The 13,726-nt window shown below is 63.9% G+C and carries 13 protein-coding genes; 1 reads left to right on the forward strand and 12 read right to left on the reverse strand.

Annotated features, from left to right (window positions below; translation table 11 throughout):
- The 9 genes from BVH01_RS08305 to BVH01_RS08345 form a co-directional block, all read right to left on the reverse strand.
- Positions 1–313: DUF2388 domain-containing protein (locus BVH01_RS08305; RefSeq protein ID WP_075930977.1), on the reverse strand; the 313-nt coding region annotated here is incomplete at its 3' end.
- A gap of 182 nt (positions 314–495) precedes the next feature.
- Complete coding sequence (locus tag BVH01_RS08310) at positions 496–708, reverse strand: DUF1127 domain-containing protein (RefSeq protein ID WP_074881216.1); 213 nt, start codon at positions 706–708, stop codon at positions 496–498.
- Positions 709–1,095: 387 nt separating this feature from the next.
- The gene (locus BVH01_RS08315; protein ID WP_075929891.1) at positions 1,096–2,532 is read right to left on the reverse strand and encodes an NAD(P)(+) transhydrogenase (Re/Si-specific) subunit beta; all 1,437 of its coding nucleotides are present in this window, start codon (positions 2,530–2,532) and stop codon (positions 1,096–1,098) included.
- A gap of 3 nt (positions 2,533–2,535) precedes the next feature.
- Positions 2,536–2,847 carry an NAD(P) transhydrogenase subunit alpha gene (locus BVH01_RS08320; RefSeq protein WP_074881214.1) on the reverse strand — a complete coding sequence of 104 codons (312 nt, stop codon included), beginning with the start codon at positions 2,845–2,847 and terminating at the stop codon, positions 2,536–2,538.
- A 52-nt stretch (positions 2,848–2,899) separates the two neighbouring features.
- The gene (locus tag BVH01_RS08325; protein ID WP_075929892.1) at positions 2,900–4,018 is read right to left on the reverse strand and encodes a Re/Si-specific NAD(P)(+) transhydrogenase subunit alpha; all 1,119 of its coding nucleotides are present in this window, start codon (positions 4,016–4,018) and stop codon (positions 2,900–2,902) included.
- A 785-nt stretch (positions 4,019–4,803) separates the two neighbouring features.
- On the reverse strand, positions 4,804–5,175 hold the full coding sequence (locus BVH01_RS08330) for a hypothetical protein (protein WP_075929893.1): 372 nt from the start codon (positions 5,173–5,175) through the stop codon (positions 4,804–4,806).
- A 25-nt stretch (positions 5,176–5,200) separates the two neighbouring features.
- Entirely contained in the window at positions 5,201–6,010 is an 810-nt protein-coding gene (locus BVH01_RS08335) for a putative RNA methyltransferase (RefSeq protein WP_075929894.1), read from the reverse strand.
- The gene (gene dapE, locus BVH01_RS08340) at positions 6,010–7,152 is read right to left on the reverse strand and encodes a succinyl-diaminopimelate desuccinylase (RefSeq protein WP_075929895.1); all 1,143 of its coding nucleotides are present in this window, start codon (positions 7,150–7,152) and stop codon (positions 6,010–6,012) included. The genes BVH01_RS08335 and dapE overlap by 1 nt, the downstream gene beginning before the upstream one ends.
- A 183-nt stretch (positions 7,153–7,335) precedes the next feature.
- Positions 7,336–9,945 carry a glycosyltransferase gene (locus BVH01_RS08345; protein ID WP_075929896.1) on the reverse strand — a complete coding sequence of 870 codons (2,610 nt, stop codon included), beginning with the start codon at positions 9,943–9,945 and terminating at the stop codon, positions 7,336–7,338.
- 219 nt (positions 9,946–10,164) lie between these two features.
- Here BVH01_RS08345 and tcdA point away from each other — a divergent pair, with 219 nt between their 5' ends.
- Positions 10,165–10,977 (forward strand): tRNA cyclic N6-threonylcarbamoyladenosine(37) synthase TcdA, encoded by an 813-nt coding sequence (gene tcdA, locus BVH01_RS08350; protein ID WP_075929897.1) that lies wholly within the window; start codon positions 10,165–10,167, stop codon positions 10,975–10,977.
- Here tcdA and BVH01_RS08355 read toward each other — a convergent pair.
- From BVH01_RS08355 to dapD, 3 genes are all read right to left on the reverse strand, one after another.
- Positions 10,974–11,378, reverse strand: coding sequence for a SufE family protein (locus tag BVH01_RS08355; protein WP_075929898.1), 405 nt, complete (start codon positions 11,376–11,378; stop codon positions 10,974–10,976). The two genes, tcdA and BVH01_RS08355, sit on opposite strands and share 4 nt — an antisense overlap.
- Positions 11,375–12,580 (reverse strand): aminotransferase class V-fold PLP-dependent enzyme, encoded by a 1,206-nt coding sequence (locus BVH01_RS08360; RefSeq protein ID WP_075929899.1) that lies wholly within the window; start codon positions 12,578–12,580, stop codon positions 11,375–11,377. The genes BVH01_RS08355 and BVH01_RS08360 overlap by 4 nt, the downstream gene beginning before the upstream one ends.
- A gap of 91 nt (positions 12,581–12,671) precedes the next feature.
- Positions 12,672–13,706 (reverse strand): 2,3,4,5-tetrahydropyridine-2,6-dicarboxylate N-succinyltransferase, encoded by a 1,035-nt coding sequence (dapD, locus tag BVH01_RS08365; RefSeq protein WP_075929900.1) that lies wholly within the window; start codon positions 13,704–13,706, stop codon positions 12,672–12,674.
- Positions 13,707–13,726 lie beyond the last annotated feature (20 nt).

The raw sequence follows: 13,726 nt of genomic DNA on the forward strand, positions 1-13,726 counted from the left end.
GAGCTAGGATAGCCTGCGCCAGTTGCGCATCGTCGGCTTGCAGGCTCGGCATGCGTTCGCGGATGTGCTGCAGGGCGTTTTCCAGGTGAGCGCCGCGCACGGCGCCAGCGCTGGCGACGAAGCTGGCAGCGTCGTCTCTGGCGGCCAGCACGACCTTGTTATCGACCACCGAAGAGGTCGCGTTGGAGGTGGTGTCGATGGTGGCGGCAAGTGCGTCGACCAGGGTGTCTGTGGTTACCACGAAGCTGCTGGCGCTGGCGCCGGTAGCGAGGCCGAACAGACTGACGAAGGCGAGGGTGCGGACATTGGGCATGGGCTTGGTCTCTACGGCTCACGGAAAGCCGCATTCTAACCGCTCTGCAAGCCTGGGAAGAGAAAGACCGACACAGTTTGTTTACAAGGCAGTGACGATGAGATTACCGCTGCCCATAACGACAAAACCCCGCCGGCGCTGCATGCCGGCGGGGTTTTGCGGGAGAAGCTCAGATGTTGCGATTAGCGCCAGAACGGCTTGCTCAGCTCGGCGTAACGCTGGCTCTCGCTGATACCGGCATCGGCCAGCAGACGAGGGTCAAGGCGTGCCAGTTGGCGGCGGCTGACGATCCGGCGCTGCCACAGGAGCAGGGTGGCCAGGATGTTCAGCGGCAGGCTGGTGGCAGATTTGGACGAGTTGTCGACAAGCAGATCGGAACTGAGGGTACGTTCCATGGCGTGCATCCTTCCGCTTTTGGCGGGACTGGTTAAGTTCTGGTGCCCATTTTCGTCCTCGCGCGGGGTTTGCAGTAGCCACAGCTGAAGTAAATTAGCTGAGCACTAGATAGGTTGCTTTTTAACTGTTCCTACCATTTAGATGGTAACTGTAACGGTGATTGTGAATTTGCCGTGACTTAGCGTGTTTGGCAGTTTTTTACGCTGAAAATATCTAAATTTTCAGTGAATTAATTGCGGTACAGTTACGATTGTTCGGTATAGTTGCTTAGCTATTTATTTTTTTGAGCAGTAATTCTCGTTACCAATCAGCGCTGCTGTATTTTTCCCTTGACGCCGAATTGCACTCGAAAGGGGCGCGACCGCTCTAGCGCGCCCCTTTGCGGGTCATTCTACGGCCTTGAGCATGTCCTCGATGACCTTCTTGGCATCGCCAAATACCATCATGGTCTTGTCCAGATAGAACAGTTCGTTGTCCAGTCCGGCATAGCCGCTGGCCATCGAGCGCTTGTTGACGATGATGGTCTTGGCCTTGAAGGCTTCGAGGATCGGCATGCCGGCAATCGGCGACTTGGGATCGTTCTTCGCCGCCGGGTTGACCACGTCGTTGGCGCCGAGCACCAGCACCACATCGGCCTGGCCGAATTCGGCGTTGATGTCTTCCATCTCGAACACCTGGTCGTAAGGCACTTCGGCCTCGGCCAGCAGCACGTTCATGTGGCCGGGCATGCGGCCCGCTACCGGGTGGATCGCGTACTTCACGGTCACGCCCTTGTGCGCCAGCTTCTCGGTCAATTCCTTTAGTGCATGCTGAGCGCGGGCCACGGCCAAGCCGTAGCCGGGCACGATGATCACGCTGTCGGCATTGCCGAGCAGGAACGCGGCATCGTCTGCGGAGCCGGATTTGACCGGACGTTGCTCGCCGCTGCCAGCCGCCGGGCCGGTATCGGTCGCGCCGCCGAAACCGCCGAGAATGACGTTGAAGAACGAGCGGTTCATCGCCTTGCACATGATGTACGAGAGAATCGCGCCGCTGGAACCGACCAGGGAGCCGGCGATGATCAGCATCGAGTTGTTCAGCGAGAAGCCGATACCGGCCGCTGCCCAGCCCGAGTAGCTGTTGAGCATCGACACCACCACGGGCATGTCCGCGCCGCCGATGGGGATGATGATCAATACGCCGATCACGAAGGCCAGGGCTACCAGTATGGCGAAGGCCGTGAGATTGCCGGTGAAGGTGAAGTACAGGCCCAGGCCGGCGATGGCCAGGCCGATCACCAGGTTGATCAGGTGCTGGCCGGCGAACTGTACCGGCGCCCCCTGGAACAGGCGGAATTTGTACTTTCCGGACAGCTTGCCGAAGGCGATCACCGAGCCTGAGAAGGTGATGGCGCCGATGGCCGCACCGAGGAACAGCTCTAGGCGATTGCCGTTGGGAATCGGATCGCTGATCGCGGCGACGATACCCAGGGATTGCGGCTCGACGACGGCCGCGATGGCGATGAACACCGCCGCCAGGCCGATCATGCTGTGCATGAAGGCGACCAGCTCGGGCATCTTGGTCATTTCGACGCGCTTGGCCATGATCGAACCGGCAGTGCCGCCGACCAGCAGGCCGACGATCACGTAGCCGATGCCCTGTACCGCCAGCTCGCTGCCGAGTTTATGGATGAGGCCGAGGGTGGTGAGCACGGCGATGGTCATGCCGATCATGCCGAAGGTGTTGCCGCGCCGCGAGGTGGTCGGGTGCGACAGGCCCTTGAGCGCCTGGATGAAGCACACCGATGCGACCAGATAGAGAAGGGTGATCAGGTTCATGCTCATCGCTTACTTCTCCACCGCCGCTTTGGCGGCCTTCTTCTTGAACATTTCCAGCATGCGTCGGGTGACCAGGAAGCCACCGAACACGTTGACCGCTGCCAGTGCCACGGCCAGGGTGCCCATGGTCTTGCCCAGCGGGGTGACGGTGAGTGCGGCGGCGAGCATGGCGCCGACGATGACGATCGCCGAAATGGCATTGGTGACCGCCATCAGCGGCGTGTGCAGGGCAGGGGTGACGTTCCAGACCACGTGGTAGCCGACGTAGATGGCCAGCACGAAGATGATCAGGTTGTAGATTCCGTCGGAAATCAGATCCATCGCTGTGATCCTTTCTTGTAGTCGTTGGCCTCTCCATAAGGAGAGGAAGGCATCATTTATTGAGGCGCTTGATCTCGCCGCCCGTGCACATCAGGCAGGCAGCGACGATGTCGTCTTCCAGGTCGAGGTGGAAGGCGCCGTCCTTGATCACCAGCTTGAGGAAATCGAGCAGGTTGCGCGCATACAGGGCCGAGGCGTCGGCGGCGACCAGGGCGGGCAGGTTGCCGTGGCCGACCAGGGTCACGCCGTGCTTGATCACCACCTTGTCCAGTTCGGTCAGCGGGCAGTTGCCGCCCTGAATGGCGGCCAGGTCGATGACCACGGAGCCGGGCTTCATCTCGGCGACCGTGGCCTCGTGCAGCAACGTTGGCGCCTTGCGGCCGGGAATCAGCGCGGTGGTGATGACGATGTCGGCCTGCTTGGCACGCTCGTGCACGGCCCTGGCCTGGCGTTCCATCCAAGATGCCGGCATCGGCCGGGCGTAACCGCCGACGCCTTCGGCGCACTCGCGCTCCTCGTCGGTTTCGAACGGCACGTCGACGAACTTGGCGCCGAGGGACTCGATCTGCTCCTTCACGGCTGGGCGCACGTCGGAGGCCTCGATCACCGCGCCCAGGCGTTTGGCCGTGGCGATGGCCTGCAGGCCGGCAACGCCAGCGCCGAGGATCAGCACGCGAGCGGCTTTCACCGTGCCCGCGGCGGTCATCAGCATGGGCATGAAGCGCGGGTAGTGGTTAGCCGCCAGCATCACCGCCTTGTAGCCGGCGATGTTGGCCTGGGAGCTGAGTACGTCCAGGCTCTGGGCGCGAGAAGTACGCGGGGCCGCTTCCAGGGCGAAGGCGGTGACGCCGGCAGCGTTGAGCCGGGCGATGGTCTCGTTGCTGAACGGGTTGAGCATGCCGACCAGTACGGCGCCGCTTCTCATCAGAGCCAGCTCGGCGTCGCTGGGGGCGACCACTTTGAGAATCAACTCGGCGCCGAATGCCGCGGCGGCATCGCCGATGCTGGCACCGGCGGCGGTATAGGCTGCATCGGTAATGCTGGCGGCAATGCCGGCACCGTTCTGAACAGTGACCTGGTGGCCTTGGCCGATCAGTTTCTTGATGGTTTCCGGCGTCGCGGCCACCCGCGTTTCGCCTGCCTGGGTTTCGAGGGGAACACCAATGTGCACGCTTGCATCTCCTGCGATCGTTGCAGATTCACCCAGAGGGCGGCAGAGGTACGGTGTCGACTAAAGTCGTACCGCGGCATTCTGCAAACAGTGCGCGTCGGTAAGCAATATTCATGGAGTAATTATTTTTCATGACTACAAGTTATCGGAGATATTGTTATTTTTCATGCCCGATTATCTCGATAAAATATTGTATTTAAGCCGCTAAAATCGCCTTACATGAGGATATCGTGAATAAATGTCTGAAAATATGACCGCTAATTAAGTAGTGAAGTGCGGCGCGATGTCGCACTGTTCAAAATCATTTACAGATAGATAAAACGGCGTTTTTGAGATTTTTGTAGTAATTTTTTATAGTCGCTACTGATGGGCGTTAGACGTGCTCAAGGGTCTCCCAGGTCAATCAGGCAGGTTGATGCTGTGGATTTTGGGCGGGATGGAACGAGCCTTGGAGCCTGTTCAAAGTCTTATCTGTACATGAAGCGGCAACTACAAGGCAGGAGCAGACACTCAAACCAACCTGTGGGAGCCCCGACCTCGGGGCGAAACGATTGCAGCCTGACTGCCTATTTCGGCGGTGCCTGAGCGATTCGCCGCGAGGTCGCGGCTCCCACAATGGATCGGATAACGGCCGCTACCGCCACTTAGCCGCCTAAGTCGCCGAACTTGTGCTTAAAGATTATGAACAGGCTCCTAGAGGAGGAGCGCGCGTAGCTGAGAGAATACAAGCGCCCGGTATTGGCAGGCGGTACCGGCGGCGCCATGAGCGCTGGTAGCGTCGGTTATCAGCCCGTGCGCCAGGTAATTTCCTGCACGCCATCGGCGCTGATGCGCAGCCATTGGTCGGCCTGCTCATCGCTCTCGTTCTCGTCCCAGCTGCCGGGAGCGCAACGGACCTCCACGCCCAGAGCCGTATAAGCTGCCTGGGCGCAGGCGAGGTCGTCTTCCCACGGAGTGGAATCGCTTTCCAGGTACAGGCTGTGCCATTTGCCTACGGCCTTGGGCAGCCAAGTCACCGGAATGTCGCCGGCGCGGCACTGGAAGGTCTGGCCTTTCTGCTGCCAGTCCGTGCAGGGGCCCAGGGCTTGGGTCAGCCAGGCGGCCACGGCCTGGTGGTCGGCGTCCTTCAGGTAGATTTCGATATCCGGTTGGCGCATGTGGGTTCTCATCTGGTCGGGGCGTTCAGGACGCGTCTCGCTCGATCCAATCGTAGCGGATGGCGACGCTCACTTCGAAGCGTTCGGCGATCACCGCTGCGCGGCGCTCGGCACTGGCGCGCCAGCCGTGGGGCGTCATCGCCAGCAGGTCGGCGCGGGCTTGCTCGGTCTCGAGCGGCAGCCGAAAACTCAGGGTTTCGCTGTGTGCCAGGTGCATGCCAGGCGGGATCAGTTCGAGGTGCTTGCTGTCATCGTAGTCGCGCACTTCGTCATAGAGCTTCTGGCGCAGCTCCATCAGGTGCTCGCGAGTCGGGCCCATGCGCAGCAGGCCACCGCCGGGAGCGAGCAGGCGCTTGGCCTCCTGCCAGTCAAGTGGGCTGAATACGCTGGCCAACAGCCCGCAGCTGGCATCGGCCAGGGGCACGCGGGCCATGCTGGCGATCAACCAGTTCAACTGCGGGGCGCGCTTGCAGGCTCGCTTGACCGCCTCGCGGGAAATATCCAGCGCATAGCCGTCGGCATCCGACAGAGCATCGGCGATCTGCGCGGTGTAGTAGCCCTCGCCGCAACCGATATCCAGCCAGCGCTGTGGCTGATAGCCAGCGGCCAGCGCTGCCAGGCGCTCGGCCAGCGGCGCATAGTGGCCGGCGCTCAGGAAGCGGCGACGGGCCTCGACCATGGCGGCGTTGTCGCCCGGGTCGCGGCTGTTCTTGTGCTGCACCGGCAGCAGGTTCAGGTAGCCCTGGCGTGCGCGATCGAAACGGTGGTTGGCCGGGCAGGCCACGCCATTGTCGACGGAGGTCAGTGGCGCCTGGCAGATCGGGCAGGCGAGCATCAGGCGAGCAGCTTGACCAGGGTCTGGTAGTAGATCTCGGTGAGCACCTCGAGATCGCTGGCCAGCACGCGTTCGTTGACCTGGTGGATGGTCGCGTTGACCGGGCCGAGTTCGACCACCTGGGTGCCCAGGGTGGCGATGAAGCGCCCGTCGGAGGTGCCGCCGCTGGTGCTCGGCGTGGTTTCACGGCCGGTCACGTTGCGAATGCTGGTGCTGACCGCATCGAGCAGCGCGCCCGGCTCGGTGAGGAATGGCAGGCCCGACAGCGCCCAGTCGATGTGGTAGTCCAGGCCGTGCTTGTCGAAGATGGCATTGACCCGCTGTTGCAGGCCTTCGACCGTCGATTCGGTGGAGAAGCGGAAGTTGAAGATGGCCGTCAGCTCGCCGGGAATCACGTTGGTGGCACCGGTACCCGAGTTGAGGTTGGAGACCTGGAAGCTGGTTGGCGGGAAGAAGGCGTTGCCGTCGTCCCAATGCTCGGCCGCCAGCTCGGCGAGGGCCGGCGCGGCCAGGTGGATCGGGTTCTTCGCCAGGTGCGGGTAGGCCACGTGGCCCTGGACGCCGCGTACGGTCAGGGTCGCGCCCAGGGAGCCGCGGCGACCGTTCTTCACCACGTCACCGACCAGGGTGGTGCTCGACGGCTCGCCGACGATGCACCAGTCCAGCCGCTCGTTGCGCGCGGCCAGGCGTTCGACCACCGCCTTGGTGCCGTGGTGGGCCGGGCCTTCTTCGTCGCTGGTGATCAGGAAGGCGATGCGCCCCTTGTGGTTCGGGTACTCGGCGACGAAGCGCTCGACGGCGATGATCATCGACGCCAGGCTGCCTTTCATGTCCGCGGCGCCGCGGCCGCAAAGCATGCCCTGCTCGTCGATCAGGGCGTCGAACGGGCCGTGCTGCCAGGCCTGTACCGGGCCGGTCGGCACCACGTCGGTATGGCCGGCGAAGCACAGCACCGGGCCCTCTTCATTGCCGTGGCTGGCCCAGAAGTTGTCCACGTCTTCGATACGCATCGCCTCGACGGCGAAGCCCAGCGCCGCCAGACGGCGCATCATCAGCTCCTGGCAGCCCTCGTCCAGCGGGGTGACCGAAGGGCGGCGGATCAGGTCGCAGGCGAGTTCGAGGGTGGGGGACAGGGCCGTCATGGGAGCTCCGGTAAAACAGTGCAGGGCGAGAAGGGCGCATAGCTTAAAGCAAAACGCCCGGGGCTCGTAGGCGTAAGGACGGTCGGGCTGCGGCGCAGCCAGCATCGACGTCGGTGCAAGGCGTCTCGATACCTAGAAAAACGGCGGCCAATGGCCGCCGTTTTCAGGTCGCGTTGCCGCGGATCAGGCTTTCTGCGCCTCGTTCTCGGCGTCGTCCTGTACCACCGGAATTTCCAGCGGCTTGGGCTGCGAGGAGAGCAGCGCCATGATCAGGGCGGCCAGATAGGGCAGCGACTGCACCAGAAGCATGATCACCCAGAACTTCACGTCGTAGCTGGGCAGGCCTTGCACGATGCCGATACCCAGGGCAGCGCCCCACAGCAGCAGCATGACGAACACCTCTTCGCGAGCCTCTGCCAGTGCGACCATCAGGCCATGGCTGGAGCGCATCTTCGGGGTGCGGAAGAACGGGATGGTTTTGGTGAACATGCCGTACAGCACCGCCTTGGCGATGGTGTGCGATAGCGCCAGCCCGGCCACCGCCGCGCAGAAGGCATCCTTGAGGTTGACGCCCACCGCCCGCTGGTAGAGGAAGATGATCTTGCCGACCTTGAACAGGAACAGCGCCAGGGGCGGAATCGCGAAGATCAGCAGTGGCGGGTCGACCCGTTGCGGCACGATGATCATCGCTGCCGACCACAGCAGCGCACCGGCGGTGAAGAAGATGTTCAGGCCGTCGGCGACCCACGGCAGCCAGCCGGCGATGAAGTGATAACGCTGGCCGCGCTTGAGCTCGCTGTCCTTGCCGGCCAGCAGCTGACGGGCGTGGCCCTTCATGATCTGGATGGCGCCGTAGGCCCAGCGGAAGCGCTGCTTCTTGTAGTCGATGAAGGTATCGGGCATCAGGCCCTTGCCGAAGCTGTCGTGGGCGTAGGCGGCCGAATAACCTTTCTCGAACACCCGCAGGCCCAGCTCGGCATCCTCGCAGATGGTCCAGTCGGCCCACTTCAGCTCGTCCATCACGGTACGGCGGATCATGGTCATGGTGCCGTGCTGGATGATCGCGTTGCGGTCGTTGCGGGTCACCATGCCGATGTGGAAGAAGCCCTTGTACTCGGCGTAGCAGAGTTTCTTGAAGGTGCTTTCCTCGCCGTCGCGGTAGTCCTGCGGCGACTGCACCACGGCGATCGACGGGTCGGCGAAGTGCGGCACCATGTGCTTGAGCCAGTTGCGATCGACGCAGTAGTCGGAGTCGATCACCGCCACCACTTCGGCGTCCGGCGCGGTGTGCGGCAGGATGTAGTTCAGCGCGCCGCCCTTGAAGCCATGCAGCGGTGCGACATGGAAGAAGCGGAAGCGCGGGCCGAGTTCTTCGCAATAGTCACGCACCGGCTCCCACACCGCCGGGTCCTTGGTGTTGTTGTCGATGATCAGGACTTCGAAGTCCGGGTAATCGAGGTCGGCCAGGGCGTCGAGGGTCTGTTTGACCATTTCCGGCGGCTCGTTGTAGCACGGCACGTGGATCGACACCTTGGGCCGGTAATGGCTGTCGCCGACCACCGGCGTGAATGGCCGGCGGCGTTGCGTCCACACCGTCTCGGCCAACTCGTGGGCCTCGGTGAGCAGCACGATGAACACGCCGATGGCGCCGATGCCGAGCAGCACGCCGACCAGAGTGCTGAACCAGGTGCTGTATTGCTGGCTGTAGTCGTAGCCGATCCACACCAGCGCTGACCCACCGGCGAACGCCACGAAGGTCAGGAAGGTGCGGCCGCGCTGGCGCAGGGCACTGCCGTCGATCAGCATAAGGGCCAGCGACAGCAGCGCCATGACCACCGAGGCGACGGCCAGCATGCGCCATTTCGGAATGGCGACTACCGGGCCTTCGAAGTTGAATTTCGGCTGGCGGTCGAGGTTGTAGACGCCCCAGTAGGCGCCCACCGAACCTTCGTCGCCGGCCTTCCATGGCTGGTCGAAGGCTTCGATGACGAAGTAGTTGTAGCCCTGGGCGTTCAATGTGGTGACCAGGGTGCGCAGGTAGATGGCCTGGTCGGCCTGGGTCGCCTCGGCGCCGCCGCGCACCCGGCCATTGCTCGGCCAGCCCACTTCGGACAGCAGCAGGGGCTTTTTCGGGAACAGTTTCTTCAGGTCACGGGCGCGGTCCAGGGTGAACTGGGTGGAGTCCTTCATGGGAATGAATTCCCAGTAGGGCAGCACGTGGGCGGCGATCAGGTCCGCGTGGTCGGCCAGCTCCGGGAATTCGTCCCAGATGTGCCACTGCTCGGAGGTGGTGACCGGCACCTTGACCGCCGAACGCACGCGGTCCATGTAGGCGGTCAACTGCTTGACGGTGACTTCGCGGCGGAACAGCGCCTCGTTGCCCACCACCACGCGAACCACGCTGCGCGAGTTGTTGGCGATTTCGATGGCCTTGGTGATTTCCCGTTCGTTGCGCTCCTCGTCCGGGCTGATCCACACGCCCAGGGTCACGCGCAGGCCGAACTCCTCGGCGAGGGCGGGGATCTTGTCGAGGTCACCGTCCACCGAATAGGTGCGGATGCTGTCGGTTTGCTTGGACAGCAACTCGAGGTCCTCGCGCATCTCCTGATCGCTCGGGTAGACGCCAGTTTGCGGGCTCTGCCCCTGCCGGAACGGCGAGAACGAGTAGCCGGAGATCTGTTCCGGCCAGTCCGGGGCCGTGACCGGGCGGTTGTAGAGCGCCCAGATACCGGTGAACAGGGCGGCAATAGCCAGGAAAACAACTAGATTGAGACCGAACTTGCGCGAAAGCATGCTGTGTAAGGTTCCGAAGGGTGGAACGGGGAGAAGACCGGCGAACGCCGGCTGGCGCGCATGCTACTCCGTCGATGAATGACTGTATAGCACAGCTCCGGGGAGCTGCCCGGTGATGTTCGAACGCTGTGCACTGGCGCTCTGCAGGTACCGGCCCGATGGTGCTTGGGAAGCGCTGCCAGCCTTTCTATAATGCGCGCCCGGAAAAGAGGAGCCCCCATGTCGTTCGATGAACAGCGTTTCGCCGGTATCGCCCGGTTGTATGGCCGTGAAGGTGCAGAACGGCTGGCCGCCGCCCACGTGGCCGTGGTCGGTATCGGCGGCGTCGGTTCGTGGACTGCCGAAGCGCTGGTGCGCTCCGGGGTGGGCGAGATTTCCCTGTTCGATCTGGACGATGTCTGCGTCAGCAACACCAATCGCCAGGCCCATGCCCTGCAAGGGCAGGTCGGGCGTGCCAAGGTCGAGGTGATGGGCGAGCGCTTGCGAGCCATCAACCCCGCGTGCGTGGTGCACGAGGTGGCCGATTTCGTGACCCGCGAGACCATGGCCGAGTACATCACGGTGGAGCTCGATGGCGTGGTCGACTGCATCGACAGCGTGGCGGCCAAGGCGGCGCTGATCGCCTGGTGCAAGCGCCGCAAGATCGCCCTGGTGACCACCGGTGGCGCCGGCGGGCAGATCGACCCGGCCCAGGTGCAGGTCGCCGACCTCAACAAGACCTTCAACGATCCCCTGGCCGCCAAGGTGCGTTCGACCCTGCGCCGCGACTACGGCTTCTCGCGCACGCCGGGGCGCACCTACAGCGTGCCCTGCGTGTTCTCCACCGAGCAGCTGCGCTACCCTGGCGCGGACGGCGGTGTGTGCCAGAGCAAGGCATTCGTCGGTGAGGGCGTGAAGCTCGACTGCGCCGGCGGCTTCGGCGCGGTGATGATGGTGACGGCGACCTTCGGCATGGTCGCCGCCGCGCGTATCGTCGACAAGCTGGTGGCCGGTGCGCGCCGCCCCAGCGAGCGCGTGGCCGCGAAGATTTAAGCCGCGTCGATCAGCCGGCGCATCTGTTGCACCACGGCGTTCATGCCGCTGGCCCGTGAGGGCGACAGCTGACGGGACAGGCCGAGCTGGGCGAACCAGTCGGCGATGTCCAGCCCGGCCAGCTCGCCTGCAGGCAATCCGTTGACCCGGGCCAGCAGTACGGCCAGCAGGCCGCGTATCAGGCGCGCATCGCTACTGGCGCGAAAGTGCCAACGGTCGTGCTGTCGTTCACCGCTCAGCCAGACCTGGCTTTCACAGCCGTGTACGCGATCCGCTTCATGCCGTTCGGCGAGCGGCTCCAGGCGTTCGCCCCATTGCATCAGCAGGCGCGCGCGCTGTTCCCAGCCGGGGCAGGCGGTAAAGGCGTCGAGTGCTTCTTGCGCGGTGGTCGGCAGGGTCATCGCAACAACTCCAGGGCTTTGTCCAGGGCGGCGAACAAACGCTGCAGGTCGGCCTCGTCGTTGTAAAGGCCGAGGGATACGCGAATCGCGCCGTTTACGCCCAGGCGCTGTCGCAGCGGCATGGCGCAGTGATGACCGACCCGCACGGCGATGCCTTGCTCGGTGAGCAGGTGGGCGAGGTCGCCGCTGTGGATGCCATCGACGGTGAAACAGGCCAGCGCCGTGTGCGGCTCGCCGAGTAGACGCAGCCCTGGATAACGCTGCAGGCCGGCGAGCAGCAGGTGATGCAGCGCCGCTTCGTGGCGGCTGACCGCGTCGGCGTCGAGACGCTCGAGGTAGTCCAGGGCCGCGCCGAGGGCGATCACCCCGGATACCGCTGGCGTACCGGCTTCCAGGCCGAGCGGCGCGGGACGGAAGGTCGCGGCGTGATAATCCGCCTGCTGGACCATCTCTCCGCCGAACTGCCAGTGGTTCAGCTGCTGCAGCGCGTCGTGCCGGCCGTAGAGCAGGCCGACGCCATCGGGCCCATACAGCTTGTGGCTGGAGCACACGTAGAAATCGCAGCCCAGTGCCTGCACGTCCTGGCGGCGATGCACCACGGCCTGGGCGCCGTCCACCACGGTCAGGGCGCCGTATTCCTGCGACTGGCGAATCAGCGGCTGCACGTCCTGCCAGCGCCCCAGCACGTTGGACAACTGACTGAGAGCGAGCAGGCGGGTACGTGGGCCGATCAGCGCGGTGGCCTCCTGCGGGTCGATATCGCCAGCGGGAGTGAGCGGCAGTATCACAAGCTTGAGGGATTTGCGTCCGGCCAGTTGCTGCCAGGGCAGCAGGTTGGCGTGGTGTTCGGCGGCGCTGACGACGATCTCGTCGCCGGCCATGAATATCGATTCCAGCCCATAGGCGAGCAGGTTGAGCGATTCGGTGGCGCCGCGGGTAAAGACGATCTCGTCGCGGCTGGCCGCATTCAGCCAGCGGGCTGCCTTGTCGCGGGTCGCCTCGAACGCGCGGGTGGCACGTTCACCCGGCAGGTGCTGGGCACGATGCACGTTGGCAGCGCCGCCAGCGTAGTAGGCCAGCAGGGCATCGAGTACGGCCTGCGGCTTTTGCGCGGTCGCGGCGCTATCGAGGTAGGTCTGGCCGTCGGCGTCGAAGGCCCCGAGGCCGGGGAAGTCGGCGCGCCAGGGGGAAATCAGGGTCATCCGGATCTCGTCACGCTGGATGTGAAAACGGGCTGTGCCCACGAAGACGTCAGTCTATCGCGCGCACAGCCCGTTCGGGCGAAGCCAGGGCTCAGTTGTGAGCGTGCAGGGCTTCGTTCAGCTCGATGGCCGACTTGTTGGTCTTGCACTCGACCGCGCCGCTCTGGGAGTTACGACGGAACAGCAGGTCAGCCTGACCAGCCAGATCACGACCCTTGACCACCTTGACCAGGTTGTTCTGGTCGTCGAGCAGGGCGATCTTGGTGCCGGCGGTGACGTACAGGCCGGCTTCGACGATGTTGCGGTCACCCAGCGGGATGCCGATACCGGCGTTGGCGCCGATCAGGCAGCCTTCGCCCACGGAGATGACGATGTTGCCGCCACCGGACAGGGTGCCCATGGTCGAGCAGCCGCCGCCCAGATCCGAACCCTTGCCGACGAACACGCCGGCGGACACGCGACCTTCGATCATGCCCGGGCCGGCGGTACCGGCGTTGAAGTTGACGAAGCCTTCGTGCATCACGGTGGTGCCTTCGCCGATGTAGGCGCCCAGACGAACCCGTGCGCTGTCAGCGATACGCACGCCGCTCGGCACCACGTAGTCGGTCATTTTCGGGAACTTGTCCACCGAGAACACTTCCAGCAGGTCGCCCTTGAGGCGAGCTTCCAGTTGGCGCTCCGGCAGCTCGGCCAGATCGACCGCACCCTGGCTGGTCCAGGCGACGTTGGGCAGCAGCGGGAAGATGCCGGTCAGGTTCAGGCCGTGTGGCTTGACCAGGCGGTGGGACAGCAGGTGCAGCTTGAGGTAGGCCTCGGGCGTGCTGGTCAGGGCGGCGTCTTCGGCCAGCAGGGTAGCGACCAGCGGCTTGGCGCTTTCGGCCAGGCGGGTCAGCAATGCTGCTTGCACGCTGTCGACGCCTTTCAGGGCGCTGGCCAGCTCACCGGCTTGCTGGTTGGTCAGGGCGATGGCCTGGTTGCCGCCGCTGTAGCCGAGTTTCTCGGTGACCTTGGCGACCAGCTCGGCGCTCGGGTTGAGCAGTGGCTGGGCATAGAACACTTCCAGCCAGGCGCTTTGACGGTTTTGGGTGCCGACCCCGAAGGCCAGGCTGAACAGAGTATTGGACATGAGCTTTTCCTTGCAGCGAA

The organism is Pseudomonas sp. PA1(2017), from assembly GCF_001945375.1.
Classification (GTDB): domain Bacteria; phylum Pseudomonadota; class Gammaproteobacteria; order Pseudomonadales; family Pseudomonadaceae; genus Aquipseudomonas.

What these genes read in the sequence shown, in the direction of transcription:
- BVH01_RS08310 (WP_074881216.1), bottom strand. Translation starts at nt 708, where the DNA reads ATGGAACGTACCCTCAGTTCCGATCTGCTTGTCGACAACTCGTCCAAA.
- BVH01_RS08315 (WP_075929891.1), bottom strand. Translation starts at nt 2,532, where the DNA reads ATGAGCATGAACCTGATCACCCTTCTCTATCTGGTCGCATCGGTGTGC.
- BVH01_RS08320 (WP_074881214.1), bottom strand. Translation starts at nt 2,847, where the DNA reads ATGGATCTGATTTCCGACGGAATCTACAACCTGATCATCTTCGTGCTG.
- BVH01_RS08330 (WP_075929893.1), bottom strand. Translation starts at nt 5,175, where the DNA reads ATGCGCCAACCGGATATCGAAATCTACCTGAAGGACGCCGACCACCAG.
- BVH01_RS08335 (WP_075929894.1), bottom strand. Translation starts at nt 6,010, where the DNA reads ATGCTCGCCTGCCCGATCTGCCAGGCGCCACTGACCTCCGTCGACAAT.
- dapE (WP_075929895.1), bottom strand. Translation starts at nt 7,152, where the DNA reads ATGACGGCCCTGTCCCCCACCCTCGAACTCGCCTGCGACCTGATCCGC.
- BVH01_RS08345 (WP_075929896.1), bottom strand. Translation starts at nt 9,945, where the DNA reads ATGCTTTCGCGCAAGTTCGGTCTCAATCTAGTTGTTTTCCTGGCTATT.
- tcdA (WP_075929897.1), top strand. Translation starts at nt 10,165, where the DNA reads ATGTCGTTCGATGAACAGCGTTTCGCCGGTATCGCCCGGTTGTATGGC.
- BVH01_RS08355 (WP_075929898.1), bottom strand. Translation starts at nt 11,378, where the DNA reads ATGACCCTGCCGACCACCGCGCAAGAAGCACTCGACGCCTTTACCGCC.
- BVH01_RS08360 (WP_075929899.1), bottom strand. Translation starts at nt 12,580, where the DNA reads ATGACCCTGATTTCCCCCTGGCGCGCCGACTTCCCCGGCCTCGGGGCC.
- dapD (WP_075929900.1), bottom strand. Translation starts at nt 13,706, where the DNA reads ATGTCCAATACTCTGTTCAGCCTGGCCTTCGGGGTCGGCACCCAAAAC.